General features: G+C 43.4%; 14 protein-coding genes. 4 read left to right on the top strand and 10 right to left on the bottom strand.

The features are described from left to right. Positions 1 to 198: 198 nt before the first annotated feature. Positions 199 to 1,533: a site-specific integrase gene (locus KO473_RS17910; RefSeq protein WP_005821732.1), complete on the bottom strand. Its 1,335-nt coding sequence runs from the start codon at positions 1,531 to 1,533 to the stop codon at positions 199 to 201. A gap of 229 nt (positions 1,534 to 1,762) precedes the next feature. Continuing rightward, positions 1,763 to 2,491 (bottom strand): HAD family hydrolase, encoded by a 729-nt coding sequence (locus KO473_RS17905; RefSeq protein ID WP_032537570.1) that lies wholly within the window; start codon positions 2,489 to 2,491, stop codon positions 1,763 to 1,765. Between the two features lie 97 nt (positions 2,492 to 2,588). Here KO473_RS17905 and KO473_RS17900 point away from each other — a divergent pair, with 97 nt between their 5' ends. Beyond that, complete coding sequence (locus KO473_RS17900; RefSeq protein WP_005821730.1) at positions 2,589 to 3,095, top strand: DUF5035 family protein; 507 nt, start codon at positions 2,589 to 2,591, stop codon at positions 3,093 to 3,095. Positions 3,096 to 3,179: 84 nt separating this feature from the next. Here the strand turns inward: KO473_RS17900 and KO473_RS17895 are convergent, their stop codons facing one another. From KO473_RS17895 to lysS, 3 genes are all read right to left on the bottom strand, one after another. Continuing rightward, positions 3,180 to 4,517 carry a glucose-6-phosphate isomerase gene (locus KO473_RS17895; RefSeq protein WP_005821728.1) on the bottom strand — a complete coding sequence of 446 codons (1,338 nt, stop codon included), beginning with the start codon at positions 4,515 to 4,517 and terminating at the stop codon, positions 3,180 to 3,182. A gap of 47 nt (positions 4,518 to 4,564) precedes the next feature. Further along, a complete protein-coding gene (locus KO473_RS17890) occupies positions 4,565 to 5,560 on the bottom strand; it encodes an NAD(P)H-dependent glycerol-3-phosphate dehydrogenase (protein ID WP_005781396.1) in 996 nt (331 codons plus the stop codon). A 99-nt stretch (positions 5,561 to 5,659) separates the two neighbouring features. Next, entirely contained in the window at positions 5,660 to 7,387 is a 1,728-nt protein-coding gene (lysS, locus tag KO473_RS17885; RefSeq protein WP_005821724.1) for a lysine--tRNA ligase, read from the bottom strand. Between the two features lie 107 nt (positions 7,388 to 7,494). Between lysS and KO473_RS17880 the strand changes: the two genes are divergently transcribed. Together KO473_RS17880 and KO473_RS17875 are read left to right on the top strand one after the other, a co-directional pair. Continuing rightward, positions 7,495 to 8,883 carry an MATE family efflux transporter gene (locus tag KO473_RS17880; RefSeq protein WP_181996076.1) on the top strand — a complete coding sequence of 463 codons (1,389 nt, stop codon included), beginning with the start codon at positions 7,495 to 7,497 and terminating at the stop codon, positions 8,881 to 8,883. Positions 8,884 to 8,962: 79 nt separating this feature from the next. After that, entirely contained in the window at positions 8,963 to 11,173 is a 2,211-nt protein-coding gene (locus KO473_RS17875) for a patatin-like phospholipase family protein (RefSeq protein WP_122130950.1), read from the top strand. Between the two features lie 705 nt (positions 11,174 to 11,878). Here KO473_RS17875 and KO473_RS17870 read toward each other — a convergent pair. From KO473_RS17870 to KO473_RS17860, 3 genes are all read right to left on the bottom strand, one after another. Next, on the bottom strand, positions 11,879 to 12,232 hold the full coding sequence (locus KO473_RS17870; protein ID WP_044300621.1) for a hypothetical protein: 354 nt from the start codon (positions 12,230 to 12,232) through the stop codon (positions 11,879 to 11,881). A gap of 653 nt (positions 12,233 to 12,885) precedes the next feature. Next, positions 12,886 to 13,455 (bottom strand): Crp/Fnr family transcriptional regulator, encoded by a 570-nt coding sequence (locus tag KO473_RS17865; protein ID WP_122130949.1) that lies wholly within the window; start codon positions 13,453 to 13,455, stop codon positions 12,886 to 12,888. A gap of 41 nt (positions 13,456 to 13,496) precedes the next feature. Further along, entirely contained in the window at positions 13,497 to 14,849 is a 1,353-nt protein-coding gene (locus KO473_RS17860; RefSeq protein ID WP_005821710.1) for an MATE family efflux transporter, read from the bottom strand. A gap of 162 nt (positions 14,850 to 15,011) precedes the next feature. On the opposite strand from KO473_RS17860, the gene KO473_RS17855 reads away from it, so the two are divergent. Continuing rightward, positions 15,012 to 15,641, top strand: coding sequence for an AAA family ATPase (locus KO473_RS17855; RefSeq protein WP_005781380.1), 630 nt, complete (start codon positions 15,012 to 15,014; stop codon positions 15,639 to 15,641). An 87-nt stretch (positions 15,642 to 15,728) separates the two neighbouring features. On the opposite strand, the gene KO473_RS17850 is transcribed toward KO473_RS17855, so the two are convergent. After that, positions 15,729 to 17,393: a putative transporter gene (locus tag KO473_RS17850; RefSeq protein ID WP_032536999.1), complete on the bottom strand. Its 1,665-nt coding sequence runs from the start codon at positions 17,391 to 17,393 to the stop codon at positions 15,729 to 15,731. Between the two features lie 804 nt (positions 17,394 to 18,197). Beyond that, the coding region (locus KO473_RS17845; protein ID WP_371820690.1) for a transposase at positions 18,198 to 18,471 on the bottom strand (274 nt) is incomplete at its 5' end.

Below are 18,471 nucleotides of genomic sequence, written 5' to 3'. Positions count from 1 at the left end.
AGATAGAAAAATATAGAAGTACTTTTTTATTTATTAATTGTTTTTATAGTGGTGTTTGGATGGCTATTATCAGTTAGGACTATCCGATTGTATAAATTAAAAAAAAGAGCTGTCCGTGATTTTTGATTTGTATAAAATTACGGACAGTATTTTATGGAGGGAACTCAAATTTTAAATGTAATATATACAATTCGTTCATTATTCAAGCATATCAACAATTTCTTTCTTAATATCATCGTCTATCTCTCTATACCTAGTAAATGCCCTGCTACCTTCTGTATGTCCAGACAATGAACCTACTAAATTAGGGTCTTTTACTCTTTTATAAAGGTTGCCAATAAACGTCCTACGAGCCATATGTGAAGAGGATACTTCATAAATTGGTCGTTTTTCTTCTTCTCCTGTAGTGGGGTTAAGTATGGTTACATATCTATCTATTCCACATAACCGGAGTATATCTTTTATGCCGTCATTATACCTTTGAGCACTAATGAACGGGAATAAACGCTTTTTTGTATCAACGCCCTTATATTTTTCAATTAATTTTTTTGCACGTCGATTAAGAGGTACACGGACCACCGTAGGACGTTCATCTTTGATTTTATGTGGTATATATTCTACTGCTTCATTAATGATGTTGTCCTGGGTCATTTTTAGCAAATCAGAAACGCGGCATCCGATTAAGCACTGAAAGATGAAAATATCTCTTTGTATTGCTAATTGTGGTCGTGCTGAGAGATCAAAGTCCGCTATGATATTACGTTCGTCTAATGTTAGGTAGAAAGGGGTTCCGTACTTCTCTGTTGTATTGCCACTGTATTTTTCAAAAGGGCGATTGTTGGTTATTCCTTGTTTGTTGCACCAATTATAGAAAGCTCTAAATTTGCTGAAGAGTGCGCATATAGTATTATTGCCTCTGGGCTGAGGCTTTGGTACTTTGCGTATCGTACCGATTACTGCCGGGATTTTTTCGTAAATCTCAGGATATTCATTATAAAGTGTATGTTCATTACGAAGAAAGCTTTCTATATCTTCAATTGTATCGGTGTCTATCTTGTTAATGTCTAGTTTAAAATCTTTTTTATGGCAAGCTGAAATGAATAGTTCATATCGCTTCAATGATCGTAAGAGTACCTGAAAGTTTCTTTCTCTAACTTCTGACAACTTCTTCTTTTGCAGATAGCTTTCCATTAGATCGAAAAAGTTATTGTTGCTTTTATGGTACTTCTCGGGATGTAGATGTTCATCTGCAAGTTGTTCCAGCTTCTCGCTCGTTATGTCTGGGGTTTCATTGTAGATAGAAAGGAGTAGTTTTTTACGATCTGATATCGCTGTATTTAACTGTATGCGGTCTTCTGTTTTGACGATGCATTTAGCTTTATATTGCTCTCTCTTTTCATCCCATAAGGAAGGTAGTATTAAGAGTTCGGATTTGTGGTATAGTTGAACATTTCGTCCATCTGAAATACGAAACCTGATATTAGCTTCTCTGTCTTTTTTGCCAGTTCTAATAAATGCTTTTACGGTTGCCATTCTTTATTGTTTTTGGTTGTGCAAATATAAGGCTTTTGCACAACATATACGCAATATTGCACAACAAAACCAAACATAATTAGGAGTAATTGTTTTGTAAATGTGCATTAAATCAATAGAATATGTTTATTTCTGTTTTGCTTTGTTTTAAAAATATTACTCCCTTCGGGAGTACAAAGATATAGCTGATAATTATTTAATTATCAGCTATTGTTGTTTTAAGGGGCGGTTAATGTAAGAACCGGACTAACGCTTCCCATGACTCACATAGAGCTTGCATGGAAGGAAAGAGTAAATCGGCTCCGGAGTTTAACAGTACCTGCCCATCCAACGGACCGGTATTGACAGCAATGGTGAATATTCCGGCTTTGTGTCCGGCTTCTACTCCCAAAGGGGCGTTTTCGATGACAATAGCTTCATTAGGTTTCAATCCTCCTTTTTCCAGTGCCATCAGATAGGGTTCCGGGTTGGGTTTTCCGTATTTGACGTCGAAGGCAGTCACCATCAGTTCTTGTCGGAACATTCCCGGGAAATTGTGTTCAAGCCTGTCTAATAATGAAGCTTGTCCGGAGCCGGTGACTACAGTCGGGATGATACCTTCCGCTTTGATTTTTTGTAGTAGTTCCCAGGCACCCGGCATGCGTTCGGCTTGGGGATGCTTGTTGAACTCAATGCTCTTTTCATGATAAATACTCTCTATCTCTTCCGGCGTGGCATTGCGTCCCAGTTGGCGCTGACATACGATGTTGATGGTTCCCGCCCCGGTGCGGCCTTCGTGCAAATAAGCTTCTTTCTTGCTCAAATGAAGTCCGTGAGCTTCCATCGTTTTGTGCCATGCTTCGGCGTGATAAGGCATGGAGTTGAAAAGTACACCGTCCATATCGAAAAGAACGGATTTTAACTGAATGGATGGATAATGATTTTGCTTGAGATATTGCGCAATTGCTTCCTGAAACATGATATATACCTATTGATTTGGAGTGCAAAGATACGATTATTTTGGTGAATCGAACAGAATATGTATTTTTGCAAAATCTATTAAGTGATATGATTGCATGAGAAAACTATTTTTTCCCTTACTGTCGTTATGCTTGCTGACTACTGCTTGCAAAGATTCTGTTCCCAGTCCTACAATAGAAATGGAAGGGCTTTATGTCAATGGAGGAGAGATGGATTATGCCCGGCAAATGGAGGTATTGCCCCCTCTGAAAGTTGATGATGAACTTGAAATTTCATTGAAACTGGATGGAAACGGAGAAGAACTAAATACGTTTCTGGTGAAAGAGGAGACTCTGGGCAGTGAGGCAACCGCTGTGACGGTTGATTTCAATGAATTGCCGGAAGAGGCTCTCAGTGATGATAAGGAGTTTACGGATAAGGATAATGGTAAGTTAGGTTTTAAAGATGGAGTCTCTCAAACTAAAGTGGGGTTGCGGGCAAAGGTGCAGCAAGTGACCGAAGCTGGAGTGAAACTTAAATTCTATCTTTTCTCTAAGCCTGTTAATTGTGAAGGAGCCAAGTATGAGTTGGAAATCAAAACTTCCGATAAGCAAGACGATTGATCTGATGAATCGGTATATAATAGAAAAGAGCGGTACTCCGTAGTGTGCCGCTCTTTTCTATTATATACTTGTTTTATTGGGTTCTTACAATCTTGCCTGAATAGCTTTTGATTCTTCTTCGTATCCGGGTTTGTTCAGTAAAGCAAACATATTCTTCTTGTATGCTTCCACACCCGGCTGGTTGAATGGGTTTACGCCCAGCAGATAGCCGCTGATACCACATGCTTTTTCGAAGAAATAGAGTAATTGTCCGATGCTGTATTCACTCAGTTCAGGAATTACGATACGCATGTTAGGAACACCACCGTCTACATGAGCCAATTGAGTTCCCAGTTCGGCCATCTTATTCACTTCGTCTACGCGTTTGCCTGCCAGGAAGTTTAAGCCGTCCAGGTTAGCTTCATCCGAAGGTACTTCTAACTTATGGTTCACTTTGTCTACAGAGATCACTGTTTCGAAGATTGTGCGTTCGCCTTCCTGAATCCACTGACCCATCGAGTGCAGGTCTGTAGAGAAATCGACTGCTGCCGGGAAGATACCTTTGTTATCTTTTCCTTCAGATTCTCCGTAAAGCTGTTTCCACCATTCGCTTACGTAGTGAAGCTTCGGGCAGAAGTTAACAAGAATCTCTATTTTCTTGCCGTTCTTGTACAGTTCGTTACGAGTAGCGGCATAAATCGCTGCAGGATTTTCTGCGAAAGGAACATCGGCTCCACAAGCTTTCTCCATGTCGGCAGCACCGCTTACCAGTTGCTCGATATCGAATCCGGCTACTGCGATAGGCAATAAACCTACCGGAGTCAATACGGAAAAACGTCCTCCTACATTGTCAGGGATAATGAAAGATTTGTATCCTTCTTTATCTGCAGTAACGCGTGCAGCACCTTTCTTGGCATCTGTAACTGCTACGATTACTTTCTTTGCCATCTCTTTGCCGCGTTGATCTTCACACTGCTTCTTCAGCAGGCGGAATGCCAGAGCGGTCTCCGTAGTCGTACCGGATTTGGAGATATTGATTACACCGAATTTCTTGTCTTTCAGGAATTCTGTCAGTTCATACAGATAATCTTCACCAATATTGTGGCCGGCATAAATCATGACCGGAGCTGTTTTCTTTTCCTGTAACCAAGTGAAGCTGTTTGACAATGCCTCGATCACCGCACGGGCACCCAGGTAACTTCCTCCGATACCGGCTACGATCACTACCTCACAGTTGTCTCTCAATACTTGTGCAGTAGCCTTCAGGTCGGCCAGGTGCTCTTTACTGATAGAAGAGGGCAGATGCAACCACCCCAGAAAGTCGTTACCTTTACCAGTGCCGTTTTCCAGCGCTTCCTGTGCGGCTTTTACCTGAGCTTCGTAGGCAGAAACCGATTCCTTGGAAATGAATCCAAAAGTTTTTTCAATGTTCAAACTAATCATATCTTTCTTTATTTAGGAGTTAAAGAGTTATTTGTCTGCTTCCTTGTTTATCTAAACGAGTCAGTCAGCAATTTTATTTCAATCATCGGAGATATGCGCTCATATAAGATGTTGTATACAGCATCCAGTATCGGCATATTTACGTGATGATGTTTATTGATTTCCTTAATACACTTTGTTCCATAATATCCTTCCGCTATCATCTCCATTTCGATTTGGGCACTCTTTACAGAGTATCCCTTACCGATCATGGTACCGAATGTACGGTTACGGCTGAAGTTAGAGTAGCCGGTCACCAACAAATCACCCAGATAAACAGATTCATCTACGTTTCTGTTTATCGGATGTACCGTATTTAAGAAGCGATTCATTTCTTGGATGGCGTTTGATATCAGTACGGCCTGGAAGTTGTCTCCATATTTCAAGCCGCTGCAGATGCCTGCTGCTATGGCATATACGTTTTTCAGTACGGAACTGTATTCAATCCCTATCACATCGTCGCTGACAGAAGTTTTGATGAAGCTGCTGCCCAGTCTGCGGGCAAAAACACGTGCCTTATCCTTGTCCGGGCAAGCGATGGTGAGATAGGAGAGACGTTCCAGTGCCACTTCCTCGGCATGACAGGGACCGGCCAATACAGCGATGTTTTCGGGAGGAACGCCATATTCCTTGTTAAAGTATTCCGAAACAATCAGATTGTCATCGGGGACAATACCTTTGATAGCGGTAATAATGAACTTGTCTCTGATCCGTGTTTTCAGCTTTTTCAGGTGAGCTTTCAGATATGGAGAAGGGGTGACGAAGATTAGCGTATCAGACTCTTTCACCACATCATTGATGTTGGAGCTGAAATTGATGCGCTTCATGTCGAATTTTACGCCTGTCAGATAGGCTGGATTATGCCCGAGTCGTTTGAAATCGGCGATGCGGTCGTCGCGCCGCATATACCAATTGATAGACTCTTCCTGAGCCAGACACATCTTTGCGATGGCTGTAGCCCAGCTTCCTCCGCCCATTATCGCTATCTTACCGGGTAATTTCATTTCTATAAATTAAGAATTAAAAATGAAGAATGAAGAATGGTACAGGGAAGGCTGGAAGTCAAAAGCTCCGGCTTCTCATCGCCATTCTTCATTCTTAATTTATTTAATTTTCTGTATCCACTCGGCTACATCGTTAACTGACGGATTGGTCAGTTCCAATTTGTACTTCTTGTTGATGCCACAAATATCCTGGTGGAATTTCTGCGGATTAACCTCTTTCATGTCGGCCACCTGATTGTATCCTGCTTTCTGGATGACAGGTACCCACTCCTCGGCAATGCCTAACTCCATAAATTTGGAAGCACTGTCTTTCGGTACGACTTTCTCCGGACGCATCTGCGGGAAGAACAATACTTCCTGAATGGTCGATTGACCGGTCATCAGCATAGTCAGACGGTCCATACCGATACCCATACCCGAAGTAGGAGGCATGCCATATTCCAATGCACGAACGAAGTCCTTGTCGATGATCATCGCTTCATCATCTCCCTTTTCGCTCAATTTCATCTGGTCTTCGAAACGTTCCAACTGGTCGATCGGATCGTTCAATTCAGAATATGCGTTACACAACTCTTTACCGTTTACCATCAACTCGAAACGTTCTGTCAGTTCAGGGTTGGTACGGTGCTTTTTGGTCAGCGGAGACATCTCGATAGGGTAGTCAGTGATGAAAGTCGGCTGGATATAAGTTCCTTCACAGAACTCACCGAATATTTCATCGATCAGTTTACCTTTACCCATCGTATCATCGATCTCCATGTTCAGTTTCTTGCAAACTTCGCGAATCTGCTCTTCGTTCATTCCTGTCAGATCGTAACCGGTGTGCTCTTTGATGGCTCCCAGCATAGTGACACGCTTATAGGGCGCTTTGAAATTGATGATGTTGTCGCCTACTTTTACTTCGGTAGTACCGTTTACATCCAGACAGATCTTTTCGATCATTTTTTCGGTAAATTCCATCATCCAGTTGTAGTCTTTGTAGGCTACATATATCTCCATACAGGTGAATTCAGGATTGTGTGTACGATCCATACCTTCGTTACGGAAGTTTTTACCGATCTCGTATACACCTTCAAAACCACCGACAATAAGGCGTTTCAGGTAGAGCTCACTGGCGATTCGCATGTATAAAGGAATATCCAAAGCATTGTGGTGAGTCATGAACGGACGCGCGGCTGCTCCTCCGGCAATGGCCTGCAGGATCGGAGTTTCCACTTCCATGTATCCTTTTGAGTTGAAGTATTCGCGCATGGAACTGTACACTTTGCTGCGTTTGATGAAAATATCTTTAACGCCTTCGTTGACAGCCAGATCGACATAACGCTGGCGGTAACGGAGTTCAGGATCTTCAAAAGAGTCGTAAGTTACGCCGTCTTTGTATTTAACAATAGGCAGTGGTTTGATCGATTTGGCGAGCACCGTCAGCTTTTGTGCATGGATACTGATTTCGCCCATCTGTGTGCGGAATACGAAGCCTTCGATTCCGATGAAGTCGCCTAAGTCGAGCAGGCGTTTGAACACAGTGTTGTACATTTCCTTGTCTTCTCCCGGGCAGATGTCATCACGGGTGATATATACCTGGATGCGGCCTTTAGAGTCCTGCAATTCAATGAAAGAGGCTTTACCCATTATGCGGCGGCTCATCATGCGACCGGCTACGGATACCTGGCGGGGTGTCTCGTCATCTTTGAATTCGGCTTTAATATCAGTTGAGAAAGCATTGGTTACATACTCTGCTGCGGGATAGGGTTCGATGCCCATCGCGCGAAGTTCATTCAGACTGTTACGTCGGATGATTTCCTGTTCACTTAGTTCTAATATGTTCATTTCGTTAGATATTAACTCAATTTTGGAGGCAAAAATACGAAACTTTTCTTAGAAATACGGCATTGTAACTCTTATTCTTTATTCTTCACCTTTAATTCTAAATAGATTTGTATCTTTGCACCCTCAAAATAATAGGTATGACAGGACAAAAGACGCCCACTGCGCTGGGTACTGAAAAGATTGGAAAACTCTTGATGCAGTATGCCATTCCGGCTATTATCGCTATGACCGCATCTTCTCTTTACAACATGGTAGACAGCATTTTTATTGGTCACGGAGTGGGTCCGATGGCTATTTCCGGACTTGCTCTGACTTTTCCACTGATGAATCTTGCCGCTGCTTTCGGCTCCTTGGTCGGAGTGGGAGCCGCTACGCTGATTTCGGTCAAACTGGGACAAAAAGATTACGATACGGCGCAACGGGTATTGGGCAATGTGCTGGTACTGAATATCATTATCGGGCTTGCTTTCACCGTATTAACCCTTATTTTTCTTGATCCTATTCTTTACTTCTTCGGAGGCAGTGACGAAACGGTGGGCTATGCCCGTGACTATATGAAAGTGATTCTTTATGGGAATGTCATCACCCATATTTATCTGGGGCTGAATGCGGTACTTCGTTCAGCAGGTCATCCGCAGAAGGCGATGGTTGCCACCATTGCTACAGTGGTTATCAATACCATTCTCGATCCTTTGTTTATTTATGGTTTTGGTTGGGGCATCCAGGGAGCGGCCATTGCTACGATTACGGCACAAGTGATTGCCCTTGCCTGGCAGTTCAGGCTCTTTGGCAATAGGGAGGAATTACTCCATTTCCACCGAGGAATTTTCCGGTTGAAGCGAAAAATTGTTCTCGATTCGCTGGCTATAGGTATGTCTCCTTTCCTGATGAATCTTGCATCGTGTTTCATTGTGATTCTGATAAATCAGGGTTTGAAACGGTATGGGGGGGATCTTGCCATCGGGGCATTTGGCATTGTCAACCGTCTGGTATTTCTATTCCTTATGATTGTGATGGGACTGAACCAGGGTATGCAGCCGATTGCCGGATACAATTATGGGGCAAAACTATATCCCCGTGTCACCCGTGTGTTGAAACTGACCATCTATGGTGCGACCATTGTCACCACTACCGGTTTTCTGATGGGAATGTTTATTCCCGACCTGGCAGTGTCCGTCTTCACTTCGCACGAAGAGCTGATTCGCCAATCTGCCGAAGGTCTCCGCATTGTGGTACTCTTTTTCCCGATTGTCGGCTTTCAGATGGTCACTTCCAATTTCTTCCAGAGTATCGGGATGGCAAGTAAAGCTATTTTCCTTTCCATTACCCGTCAGGTACTCATCCTGATTCCTTGTCTGTTGATTCTACCGCGTTTTTGGGGGCAGACGGGTGTCTGGATCAGTATGCCGACTTCTGACCTGATAGCCAGCCTGATATCGGCTGCCATGTTGTGGTGGCAGTTCCGTCAGTTCCGTAAAGCGGCTGCCCGGACATAGGATTCTTCAGCCTGTGCTAAACAAATCATTGCCTGCATTTGTCTTTTATCTGTAACGATCTGAAAGCAATGTAGCAGCCATGAAAAAGTATGTAAGTTTCTTGTTGGTTTTATTTGTCAGTCTGTTTCTTTTTCTGCCCGCGTATGCGCAGCAGCGCAAATCAGTAGCTGTGGTGCTAAGTGGGGGAGGAGCAAAGGGGGTAGCCCATATCGGTGCCCTCAAAGTGATTGAGGAAGCAGGTATTCCTATCGACTATATCGTAGGTACCAGTATGGGGTCTATCATCGGCGGACTTTATTCCATCGGATATACCCCCTGTCAGCTTGATAGTATGGTCAATCACCAGAATTGGTCTTTTCTGTTGAGTGACCGTATCAGTTGGGAAGATCAAACGATGACTGAACGGAAGAATTCTGAAACTTATATTCTTTCTGTTCCTTTGAAAAAGGATTTGAAGGCGAATGTGTTCGGAGGGGTCATTAAGGGGCAGAACCTGGGTAATCTTTTCTCCGAACTGACTGTAGGCTATCACGATTCCATTAACTTCAACAAGCTGCCTATTCCGTTTGCTTGTGTCTCCGAGAACATTGTGAACGGTGAAGAAGTAGTGTTTCACAATGGTGTCTTGGCTACCGCTATGCGTGCCAGTATGGCTATTCCCGGCGTATTCACGCCCGTCCGTATGGGCGACGAGATACTGGTTGACGGAGGAATGAAAAACAACTTTCCCACGAACATAGCCCGGGCTATGGGAGCCGATGTGATTATTGGTGTCGATGTACAGAATGATCTCCGGACCGCGGATGAACTGAATAATCTTGGTGAGATATTCAACCAGATCATCAATCTGACCGGCCAAACCCGATATGAAGAGAATATAAAATTGGCAACGGTGTATATTAAAGTCGACGTAAAAGGCTATTCTGCCGCAAGTTTCAACATTCCCGCACTCGACACATTGATGCACCGTGGCGAAGAGGCAGCCCGCGCGCAGTGGACTGCTTTGCGCAGACTGAAGAAAGAGATCGGTCTACCCGAAGATTACGTTGCCCCCCGACACGGCCCGTTTACTTCTTTATGGTCCGAGAAAGATATATTTGTGAAAGAGATCACCTTTGACGGTATCGAAGACAGTGACAAGAAATGGATTATGCACCGCTGTCACCTGAAGGAGAACAGCCGGATGCGTATGGAGCAACTTTATGAAGCACTTGCTACATTGCGCGGAAGCCAGGCTTATTCCAATGTCAGTTACAAACTGACCGATACCGACCAGGGATATTTGCTACACTTTATTTTGGAAGAGAAGTACGAGCGTAATCTCAATCTGGGGATCCGTTTCGACTCGGAAGAGATCGCTTCATTGCTGTTGAATGTGAGCACCCGCCTCAATACACGTATTCCATCGTGGCTTTCACTGACCGGACGTCTTGGAAAACGCTACCTGGCCCGGGTGGACTATACATTGGCTCCGATGCAGATGCGAAATTTCAATCTCGCTTATCAGTTTGAGTATAACGATATTAATATTTACGATCACGGGAAACGTGCTTATAACACTACTTATAAATACCATTCCGGTGAGTTGGGGTTTTCGGATGTGTGGTATCGTAACCTTCGTTTTGGAGCCGGACTGCGTTTTGAGTTCTTCAAGTATAAGGACTTTCTATATAATGCGGGCGGGCAACAGTTGAAGGTGAAACCCCAACACTTCTTCAGCTATTATGCCCAACTGCATTATAATACTTACAATAAGGGATATTTTCCCTCGAAAGGGACCGATCTCCAGGGGAATTATTCACTTTATACCGATAACCTGACACAGTATAAAGGTCATGCTCCCTTTTCTGCTTTGACCGCCTCGTGGGCCAGTGTCTTTTCGGTTACCGACCGTTTTGCTTTGATTCCTTCTTTGTATGGACGTATTCTTATAGGCAAAGATATCCCTTATCCCTATCTGAATGCCATCGGTGGAGATAATTTTGGTCATTACTTGCCTCAGCAACTTCCTTTTGCCGGGATCACCAATCTGGAGATAGTCGATAATTCTGTTATCATAGCCGGTTTGAAGGTACGTCAGCGTATCGGGGGTAAGAATTATGTCACTCTCACCGGGAATGTGGCGTTGCGGGAAGATAACTTTTTTGATATCCTAAGTGGTAAGCCGGTTTGGGGAGGCAGCCTGGGATATGGTTACGATAGCTTGTTCGGTCCGTTAGAGGCCTCTTTCGGCTATTCAAGCAGGGCACACGATGTAGGATTCTATGTGAATCTGGGATATGTCTTTTAGAGTTTTCATCCTTTGCCGTTGATACCGGAGTTATCTTCCTATTCTTGAGATTCTTCCTCCTCGGCCGTTCTTGCCCACAGTAAATGCCCGGGGAAGTATTTGGATAGTGGGTAACGGTAAAACGTCATTTGGCTGACGCGGTGTGTAAACTTACGGTCGTCGATGAAATCTATTTTCGACACCCGTACTTCGTGGGGCAGTACATCCTCCGGGTGTTCAAAGCTATTGCTTGTGATGGAACTCCGGAAAATAAATTAATGCAAAGCCTTCTTATGGGAAAAATCATTTCGATCTTCCATCTTCCACTTGCTGTTTTAAGGCGAGAATACTGTACAGGCCATTAATTATCAACCATAAACTATGCATTTCTTAAGCAAAATCACCTCTTAAAGCATTTTGTTTTCCCTTCTTGTTCAACCGGAAATGGTGCAATCTACATCCGGTCTCGCGCAGGCGTGCCCATGAGCTCGGGTACACGGGACCGGATAAAGACACCTATACGAATGATTAAATGTTGATAATTAAGGAATTAAATATGTAATAGAATAAAGAAACGATTCATGTGAACTGGTTAAATGAAAGAAAAAGAACCGCTGTCCTCCGGGGGGTAGAGTGGCAGCGGTTCGGCGAGTCAACTGGTTTGGTGAGTCGGATTTAGATTTAAAGTCAATTATAAAAGAGAATTTATTATGAAAGATCAAAGTACTATAGTCCGTCTATAATGACAGGCGTTTTGTGATAATGGTTCTTTTTGCACATTTGATTGATCCGGGATATATATTTGGAAGTGGCATACGCCTGGCTTGGTGTACGTTTCAAGCATGAATATTTCACTTTGTGAATTTCTAAAAAAAGTTCGGCCACAAAGACAATCATGTCTGCACGTTCGATATGGGAGGGTGAACAGAAACACTCTGCATATTCGTAATCCCGGGTAGAGAGGGTATAATGCAGAATCTTTTTACCTCGCTGAAAAATAAAATCCAACCGATACCAACCGTTTGCGTTGGTTCTTCGCCGGTGGAAATACAAGATTTTGATAATAGATTGTTTGCCCATAGCTCAAACGTATATCGGGCAGGGAAGAATGAACGGCCCTGCTGACCCGTTTGAACTATTTGACATTCGATGCCGAAACAAGGAAAGAAATATGCTAACCCATTACGAAGTTAGACACGGGGGCAGAGCCGTCTTTATCCAGAAACTGTAGGTATATAAAATTATACACCTACAGCTAGTGTAAAAACAAAGGTTATTTATTTCCTTTGTTTCTGCCTTATAAATATCAAATAGTTCACCACAAAGATGGTGATTATTTCTGAAATAGCATAGCAAACGGACGAAAAATGTTCAATGAAACACTTTTATCAGGAGGATTGTTTACTGAACGCCGTTAGTATAGGGAGATTTAACGAAAAGAGAGCGGATCTGTGTTTACCCGCTTGCGTTATGTAAATTCAATGCAGAACAAGGAAAAAATATGTGCCGACCCATTTTTAAACATTCATCAGGACATGGACAGGCAGCCGGCCACCTTCGTGCGAATAAAGAACCTGCTATATTATAATAGATTAGTGAAATGCCATTGCGTCATATACTTCAATTCCCACCGGCTGGCTTGCATATATACTTTCTGTAAACAGGAGTTGATCCTGTATCAGGTTTGACATTTCTTTCTCAAAAGACGATTACATTTTTTGGGGGGAGGCCGATCACATCTTTATTTCTCCTCGGATTCTGCTCAGTGACTGTGGCGTTATCCACAGATAGGAAGCTATGTGTTTCAAAGGTACGTTTTGTAGCAGTTCGGGATGTTCTTTGATAAGTGTCAGGTAACGCTCTTTGGCTTTTGGACTTCCGGCACTGATCAACCAATTTTCAGTGCTGAGTAATTGTTGCTCCATCAGGCGGCGTCCCAGATTGGCAAGACCGAGTGATGAGGCATAAAGACCGTTCAATGTTTGTCCGGATATACAATAGGCTATGCTGTCGCACATCACCTCGATTGTGATGTGCGATGCTGTATTTTCCACGTATCCCCATACCGAAAAAGCGGCTTCGCCTTCCCCGGCAAACCAGATGGTGGTATCAACCCCGTCTTTCAGATAATGAGCGCGCCAGATGCCTTGCTTTATCAGATATAAATTTCCGTTTCTGGAACCTTCATGAACAATGACTTCTTTCTTTTTGAAACGCACCTCCTCCATATAATTGAGAAGAGTCTGCGTATCGGTTTCCGAAAGACGATAGCTATTCCTGGATTTTTCAATAAATGTTTCCATAAGGCTCTTTTACATCTGTTTGAACGATGCAAAGATACGCATCATCGGCGAGTGGCGAAAGAGTCTTTCAGGTAAATTCCAATAATCAGCAGCAAAGTCAGCAGTTCGGCAAGAGGGACGGCAAGCCAAATACCTTTTATTCCCAGTATCGGAGGCAGGAGCAGGAAGCCTGTCAACATAAACAATGTTCCCCGGAAAAGGGTGATGACAGTGGCTCGCCGGGCACGTTCGATACTTTGATAATAACCGATACCAACTATGTTGAGTGCAAAGAACAGATAACCGACTGCAAAATACGGAATTCCATCTACTGCAATGTCATACGCTTTGTAACTTTTGTCGATGAATAGTCCTACTATTTCGTGATTGAATACAAGAGTTGCAGTAAAGAATAAAATACCACATCCCAAAGCTGTTTTCAATGCCAGTCGGATGGTACGTGCCACTCTGCCCGGATTCTGTTGCCCGAAATTGTAACTGATGATGGGTTGTGCCGATTGGGCGATGGCGTTGTATACCATAAAGATAATAGGAAAGAAGTAACACACGATGCTGAATGCTGCTACACCACTTTCTCCCAAATGGCTGATAAATACGTAATTCCCCAAAAACATCATACTGGCTATAGATGCTTCGCTGATGAATGCCGAAGAGCCGAGCCTCACCATATAGCCGATATTGCGGAAGGTAAGCTGCATACTTTTCCGGCTGAGTTTGATACGATAAATGCCCACGTTGCGAGAAAAACGGAGTAGATAAATAAGAGTCATCAATCCGCCGACCATAGTTCCCAAACTGGTGGCAAAGGCAGCTCCCATCATCCCCCAATCTAATTGGAAGATGAAAATATAATCGAGTACGATATTGATAATGGCTGACACGGCATTGCACATCATAGCATAGTTGGGCGATCCGTCCAGACGGATATAAAACATGCCGGCACTCAAAAGCAGATAGAAAACGAGAAAAGGAACATACCAGTTCATGTATTCCACTACCAACGGCAGCAATCGTTCCGAACTGCCGAGTAATCGTCCTATCGGTTCTGCAAAGTAGCAGCAAAGTGCTGATAATACCAGGATCAGGAGGGATGAAAAGGCAAGTGCCTGTGTGATATTGATACTTGCCACTTTTCGTTTGCCTTGTGATAAATGGATGGACGCCACGACAGATGCACCCACTCCGAACATCAATCCGATGCCGGTGGTGATCATAAATAGCGGGGCCGTGATATTGACTGCCGCCAAAGCGTCGCTACCAATTCCTTTACCGACAAAGATACCATCGGTAATTACAAAAATGGCGGAAAAAACCATTCCGAGTACTGTTGGAATCAACAACTTCCTGAACAGTCTCGGGATTTCCATGTTTCCGAAATCAATACTGTCTTTCATAAAATCTATGTTTTTTTAGCGGATGCAAAGATACGTCTATGGAAAAGAAGAAAAGTTACCAATTGATAAGAAATGCGATGTGCCGGATATTGGTACATTATTTATTTCCTTCTTTCGGAAATAATGTGTATGTTTGCTATTGAACCAATATACAAATGTACTATGAACGGTAATTATGTCATCAATATCGGCCGTCAATTGGGCAGTGGCGGAAAAGAGATCGGGGAAAAACTGGCAGCCAGGTTAGGCATTGATTTTTATGATAAAGAGCTGATTAATCTGGCTTCAGAGGAGAGTGGACTTTGTCGGGAATTTTTCGAGAAAGCGGATGAAAAAGCTTCCCAAGGTATTATAGGTGGATTGTTTGGGATGCGTTTTCCTTTTATCAGTGATGGTGCTATGCCCTGTACCAATTGTCTGAGTAATGATGCTCTCTTTAAAATTCAGAGTGATGTCATCCGGCATCTTGCAGCAGAGAAATCTTGTGTATTCGTGGGGCGCTGTGCCGATTACATTTTGCGCGAACATCCCCGTTGCGCCAATATTTTCATTTCTGCTTCGCACGAAGACCGCGTGGCACGTTTGTGCCGTATTCATGGCATTTCCGAAGAAGCTGCTGAGGAAAAAATGAATAAGGCAGATAAGAAACGCTCCGAATATTATAATTATTACAGTTATAAAACTTGGGGAGCGGCTGCAACCTATCATCTTTGCATTGACTCTTCGGTATTGGGAATCGATGAAACGGTAAGGTTTATAGAAGAGTTTATAGTTAAAAAACTAAATTTATAAATCAGAATCGGGCATGCTATAATATGTTAATGGCCAACTACGGTGTAAATGAAAACACAGTAATTGGCCATTGCTATTTTTGATTTGTTACATCATTAACAACAAAATCATTTGTCCCGCAAGGATACGGAGGAACATAGACAGCGGATATACTGTAGAATAGCCTACTGCCGGAGCATCGCTACCGGTTGCCTGGTTGGAATATGCCAATGCGGGAGGGTCTGTATTACTACCCGCAATCAATCCCATCAGCATGAAATAATTAATTTTATAGTATGATCGTGCTATAATTCCGATAATCAGCAAAGGGATAATCGTAATCAGGAAACCACAACCTACATAAAGCAGACCGTCTCCATGGATCACAGTATCCACAAAATTAGCTCCGGCTTCGATGCCCACACTGGCAAGGAAAAGAACAATGCCGATTTCACGTATCATCAGGTTGGCACTTTGAGTTGTGTAGGTTACCAGATGTAATTTGTGTCCGAAACGTCCTATCAGGATAGCCACCACCAATGGTCCGCCGGCAAGACCGAGTTTTACCGGAGTCGGCATACCCGGGAATGCAATGGGAAGGCTGCCGCAAAGGATACCCAGGAAAATACCTACGAACAATGTGACAATGTTCGGTTCGTTAAGGCGCTTCAGTGAATTACCCAGTACACTCGCTACTCGTTCTACAGCATCTTCGGAGCCTACCACCATGACACGGTCACCTACCTGAAGTACCAGATTCGGGTTGGCAAAAAGATCGACACCCGAACGGTTCACACGCGTGATGTTGACATTGTACATGCTGCGGAAGTTCAACATACCAAGTTTCTTTCCATTAATTTCCGGTTTGGTTACCAGAATACGACGGGATACCATCGGCATATCTTGCTTTTCCCAGTCTACTTGCACTTCACGTCCGATAAAGGCTACAATAGCATCTGAGTCTTCTTCTGAACAGACCACAAATAATTGGTCGTTCTGTTCCAGAATAGTACTGTGATTCGGAATGCTGACGTGTCCGTCTTTACGGATGCGCGAGCAAACAAACGGACGTCCGAGGAAGCTGCTGATTGTGCCCAGAGTTTTTCCGTAGATGGCTTCATTATGCACTTCCAGGCTCATCAGGTGTGGTTTGTGGTGTGTACCGTCAGTTTCTTGATTCCAGTTTTCTTCTTCTTTGGCGAAATTGATACGGAAGATGTAGCGGACAGCAATGATGGAGCCTATAATACCCACTACTCCTAACGGATAAGCACAGGCATAGCCTAATGCGATCTGTGGCCCGGAGTAGCTCAATTGATTCAGTGCTTCTTGTGCGGCACCGAGCCCCGGGGTGTTTGTGACTGCGCCGTATAGGATACCCACCATCATAGGGAGCTCGATTCTGCCTCCCAAGATGAAATAAAGTGCCATTGCTACAGCGATGTTTAAGACTACAATTCCTACGGCCAGCATGTTCAGGGTCATTCCGCCTTTCTTGAATGAAGAAAAGAAAGAAGGCCCCACTTGGAGACCGATACAGAATACGAACAATATCAATCCGAATTCACGGATGAAATGTAGGATATGGGTATCGCCTGTGAAGCCAAAATGTCCCATCAGGATGCCGGCAAACAAAACAAAAGTAACCCCTAACGAAACTCCGAAGATTTTGATTTTTCCCAAATAGACACCTGCTGCCACTACGAAGGCGTAGAGGAAAACAATGTGGGCTACGGAGTTGGGGTTCCATAATAAATCTTGTAACCAATCCATAATATAGTAGTTTATAATTTTTTGTAAACGGGTGCAAAATTAGCTATAACCTCGGAGGTAATCAAATATTTGCCTGCCTTTTATTTTAGGGAAGCACGGGTGCACGGTTCTTTCATTTTACAACCGTCTTCTTCCCTTGTCTTTCCTCCCCCCTCAAAAAAAAGCCTTCCATTCGCACACGAGGCTGTGTCGAAACTTTTTTCACCACGGAGTAGCACAGAGCCTTTTTGCTAATAATCAACAATTTAAAATCGCCTCTGTGTCACTCTGTGTCCTCTGTGGTGAGTTTTGACAGCCTCTCGTTATTTCTTTTTAAAGAAAGAATTCGGGCGGCTATTACCGGAGAAGTGTAGTAGATTAACCATTGTCATAAAACTCTTTAGTCCATCCTGCATACCCGGGCCGGTGAGCCCGCATACCCGGGCCGATGGGCCCGCATACCCGGGCTGATGAGCCCGCATGCCCGGGCTGAGATAAAGATCCGGCCATTTGTACTAAAGATAGTAAGGAAAATGAAATGCTTTTAGAGAGATAAACGGATAAAAAATTGGATATATCCATTTGCTTTACAGTCTGTTATCACTGAAATGTCCCCTAAAACAGTGGGTGGAAGATGGAAGATAGGGGTGGAAGATAAATGGCATAAAAATCGCATCTTCCACCAAGTTATACATCTCACAATCAATAATATGTGTTCTGAAAGGTGGAAGATGGAAGATCGAAACGCGTTTTTTGTATGAGAGCAAGGCAGGTTAATGAAAGAGCCAGGGCGGACGCTCAATAAGTATAACATCTTATCATTTTCTATATTTTTTCAATACCAATGACTTTATCTCTTATTTTCTCATCCCATCCACATGCTTTCCTCTTTCCTGCCATTCCCAGTTTGATGTCACTCTGTTTCAATAGCATGAGTGCTAACTTTGATATGGCAGAAAAGTTGATAGCTGCATTTCCTATTTTCCTGTCATCATCTTCTCTGAATCCTATATCAAGTACCCAATGTAGGTTATTTTCAACCTCCCAGTGTGATCTAATCGATTTGAGTATGATAATCGGGTCAGGTTCCAATGATGAT

This window comes from Bacteroides sp. HF-4919 (assembly GCF_018860125.1).
Note: the sequence above shows the minus strand (reverse complement) of the source record. Positions and strands in the feature narration are given on the sequence as shown.

What these genes read in the sequence shown, in the direction of transcription:
- lysS (WP_005821724.1), bottom strand. Translation starts at nt 7,387, where the DNA reads ATGAACATATTAGAACTAAGTGAACAGGAAATCATCCGACGTAACAGT.
- KO473_RS17905 (WP_032537570.1), bottom strand. Translation starts at nt 2,491, where the DNA reads ATGTTTCAGGAAGCAATTGCGCAATATCTCAAGCAAAATCATTATCCA.
- KO473_RS17870 (WP_044300621.1), bottom strand. Translation starts at nt 12,232, where the DNA reads ATGGGCAAACAATCTATTATCAAAATCTTGTATTTCCACCGGCGAAGA.
- KO473_RS17850 (WP_032536999.1), bottom strand. Translation starts at nt 17,393, where the DNA reads ATGGATTGGTTACAAGATTTATTATGGAACCCCAACTCCGTAGCCCAC.
- KO473_RS17900 (WP_005821730.1), top strand. Translation starts at nt 2,589, where the DNA reads ATGAGAAAACTATTTTTTCCCTTACTGTCGTTATGCTTGCTGACTACT.
- KO473_RS17865 (WP_122130949.1), bottom strand. Translation starts at nt 13,455, where the DNA reads ATGGAAACATTTATTGAAAAATCCAGGAATAGCTATCGTCTTTCGGAA.
- KO473_RS17860 (WP_005821710.1), bottom strand. Translation starts at nt 14,849, where the DNA reads ATGAAAGACAGTATTGATTTCGGAAACATGGAAATCCCGAGACTGTTC.
- KO473_RS17855 (WP_005781380.1), top strand. Translation starts at nt 15,012, where the DNA reads ATGAACGGTAATTATGTCATCAATATCGGCCGTCAATTGGGCAGTGGC.
- KO473_RS17890 (WP_005781396.1), bottom strand. Translation starts at nt 5,560, where the DNA reads ATGAAATTACCCGGTAAGATAGCGATAATGGGCGGAGGAAGCTGGGCT.
- KO473_RS17875 (WP_122130950.1), top strand. Translation starts at nt 8,963, where the DNA reads ATGAAAAAGTATGTAAGTTTCTTGTTGGTTTTATTTGTCAGTCTGTTT.
- KO473_RS17910 (WP_005821732.1), bottom strand. Translation starts at nt 1,533, where the DNA reads ATGGCAACCGTAAAAGCATTTATTAGAACTGGCAAAAAAGACAGAGAA.
- KO473_RS17895 (WP_005821728.1), bottom strand. Translation starts at nt 4,517, where the DNA reads ATGATTAGTTTGAACATTGAAAAAACTTTTGGATTCATTTCCAAGGAA.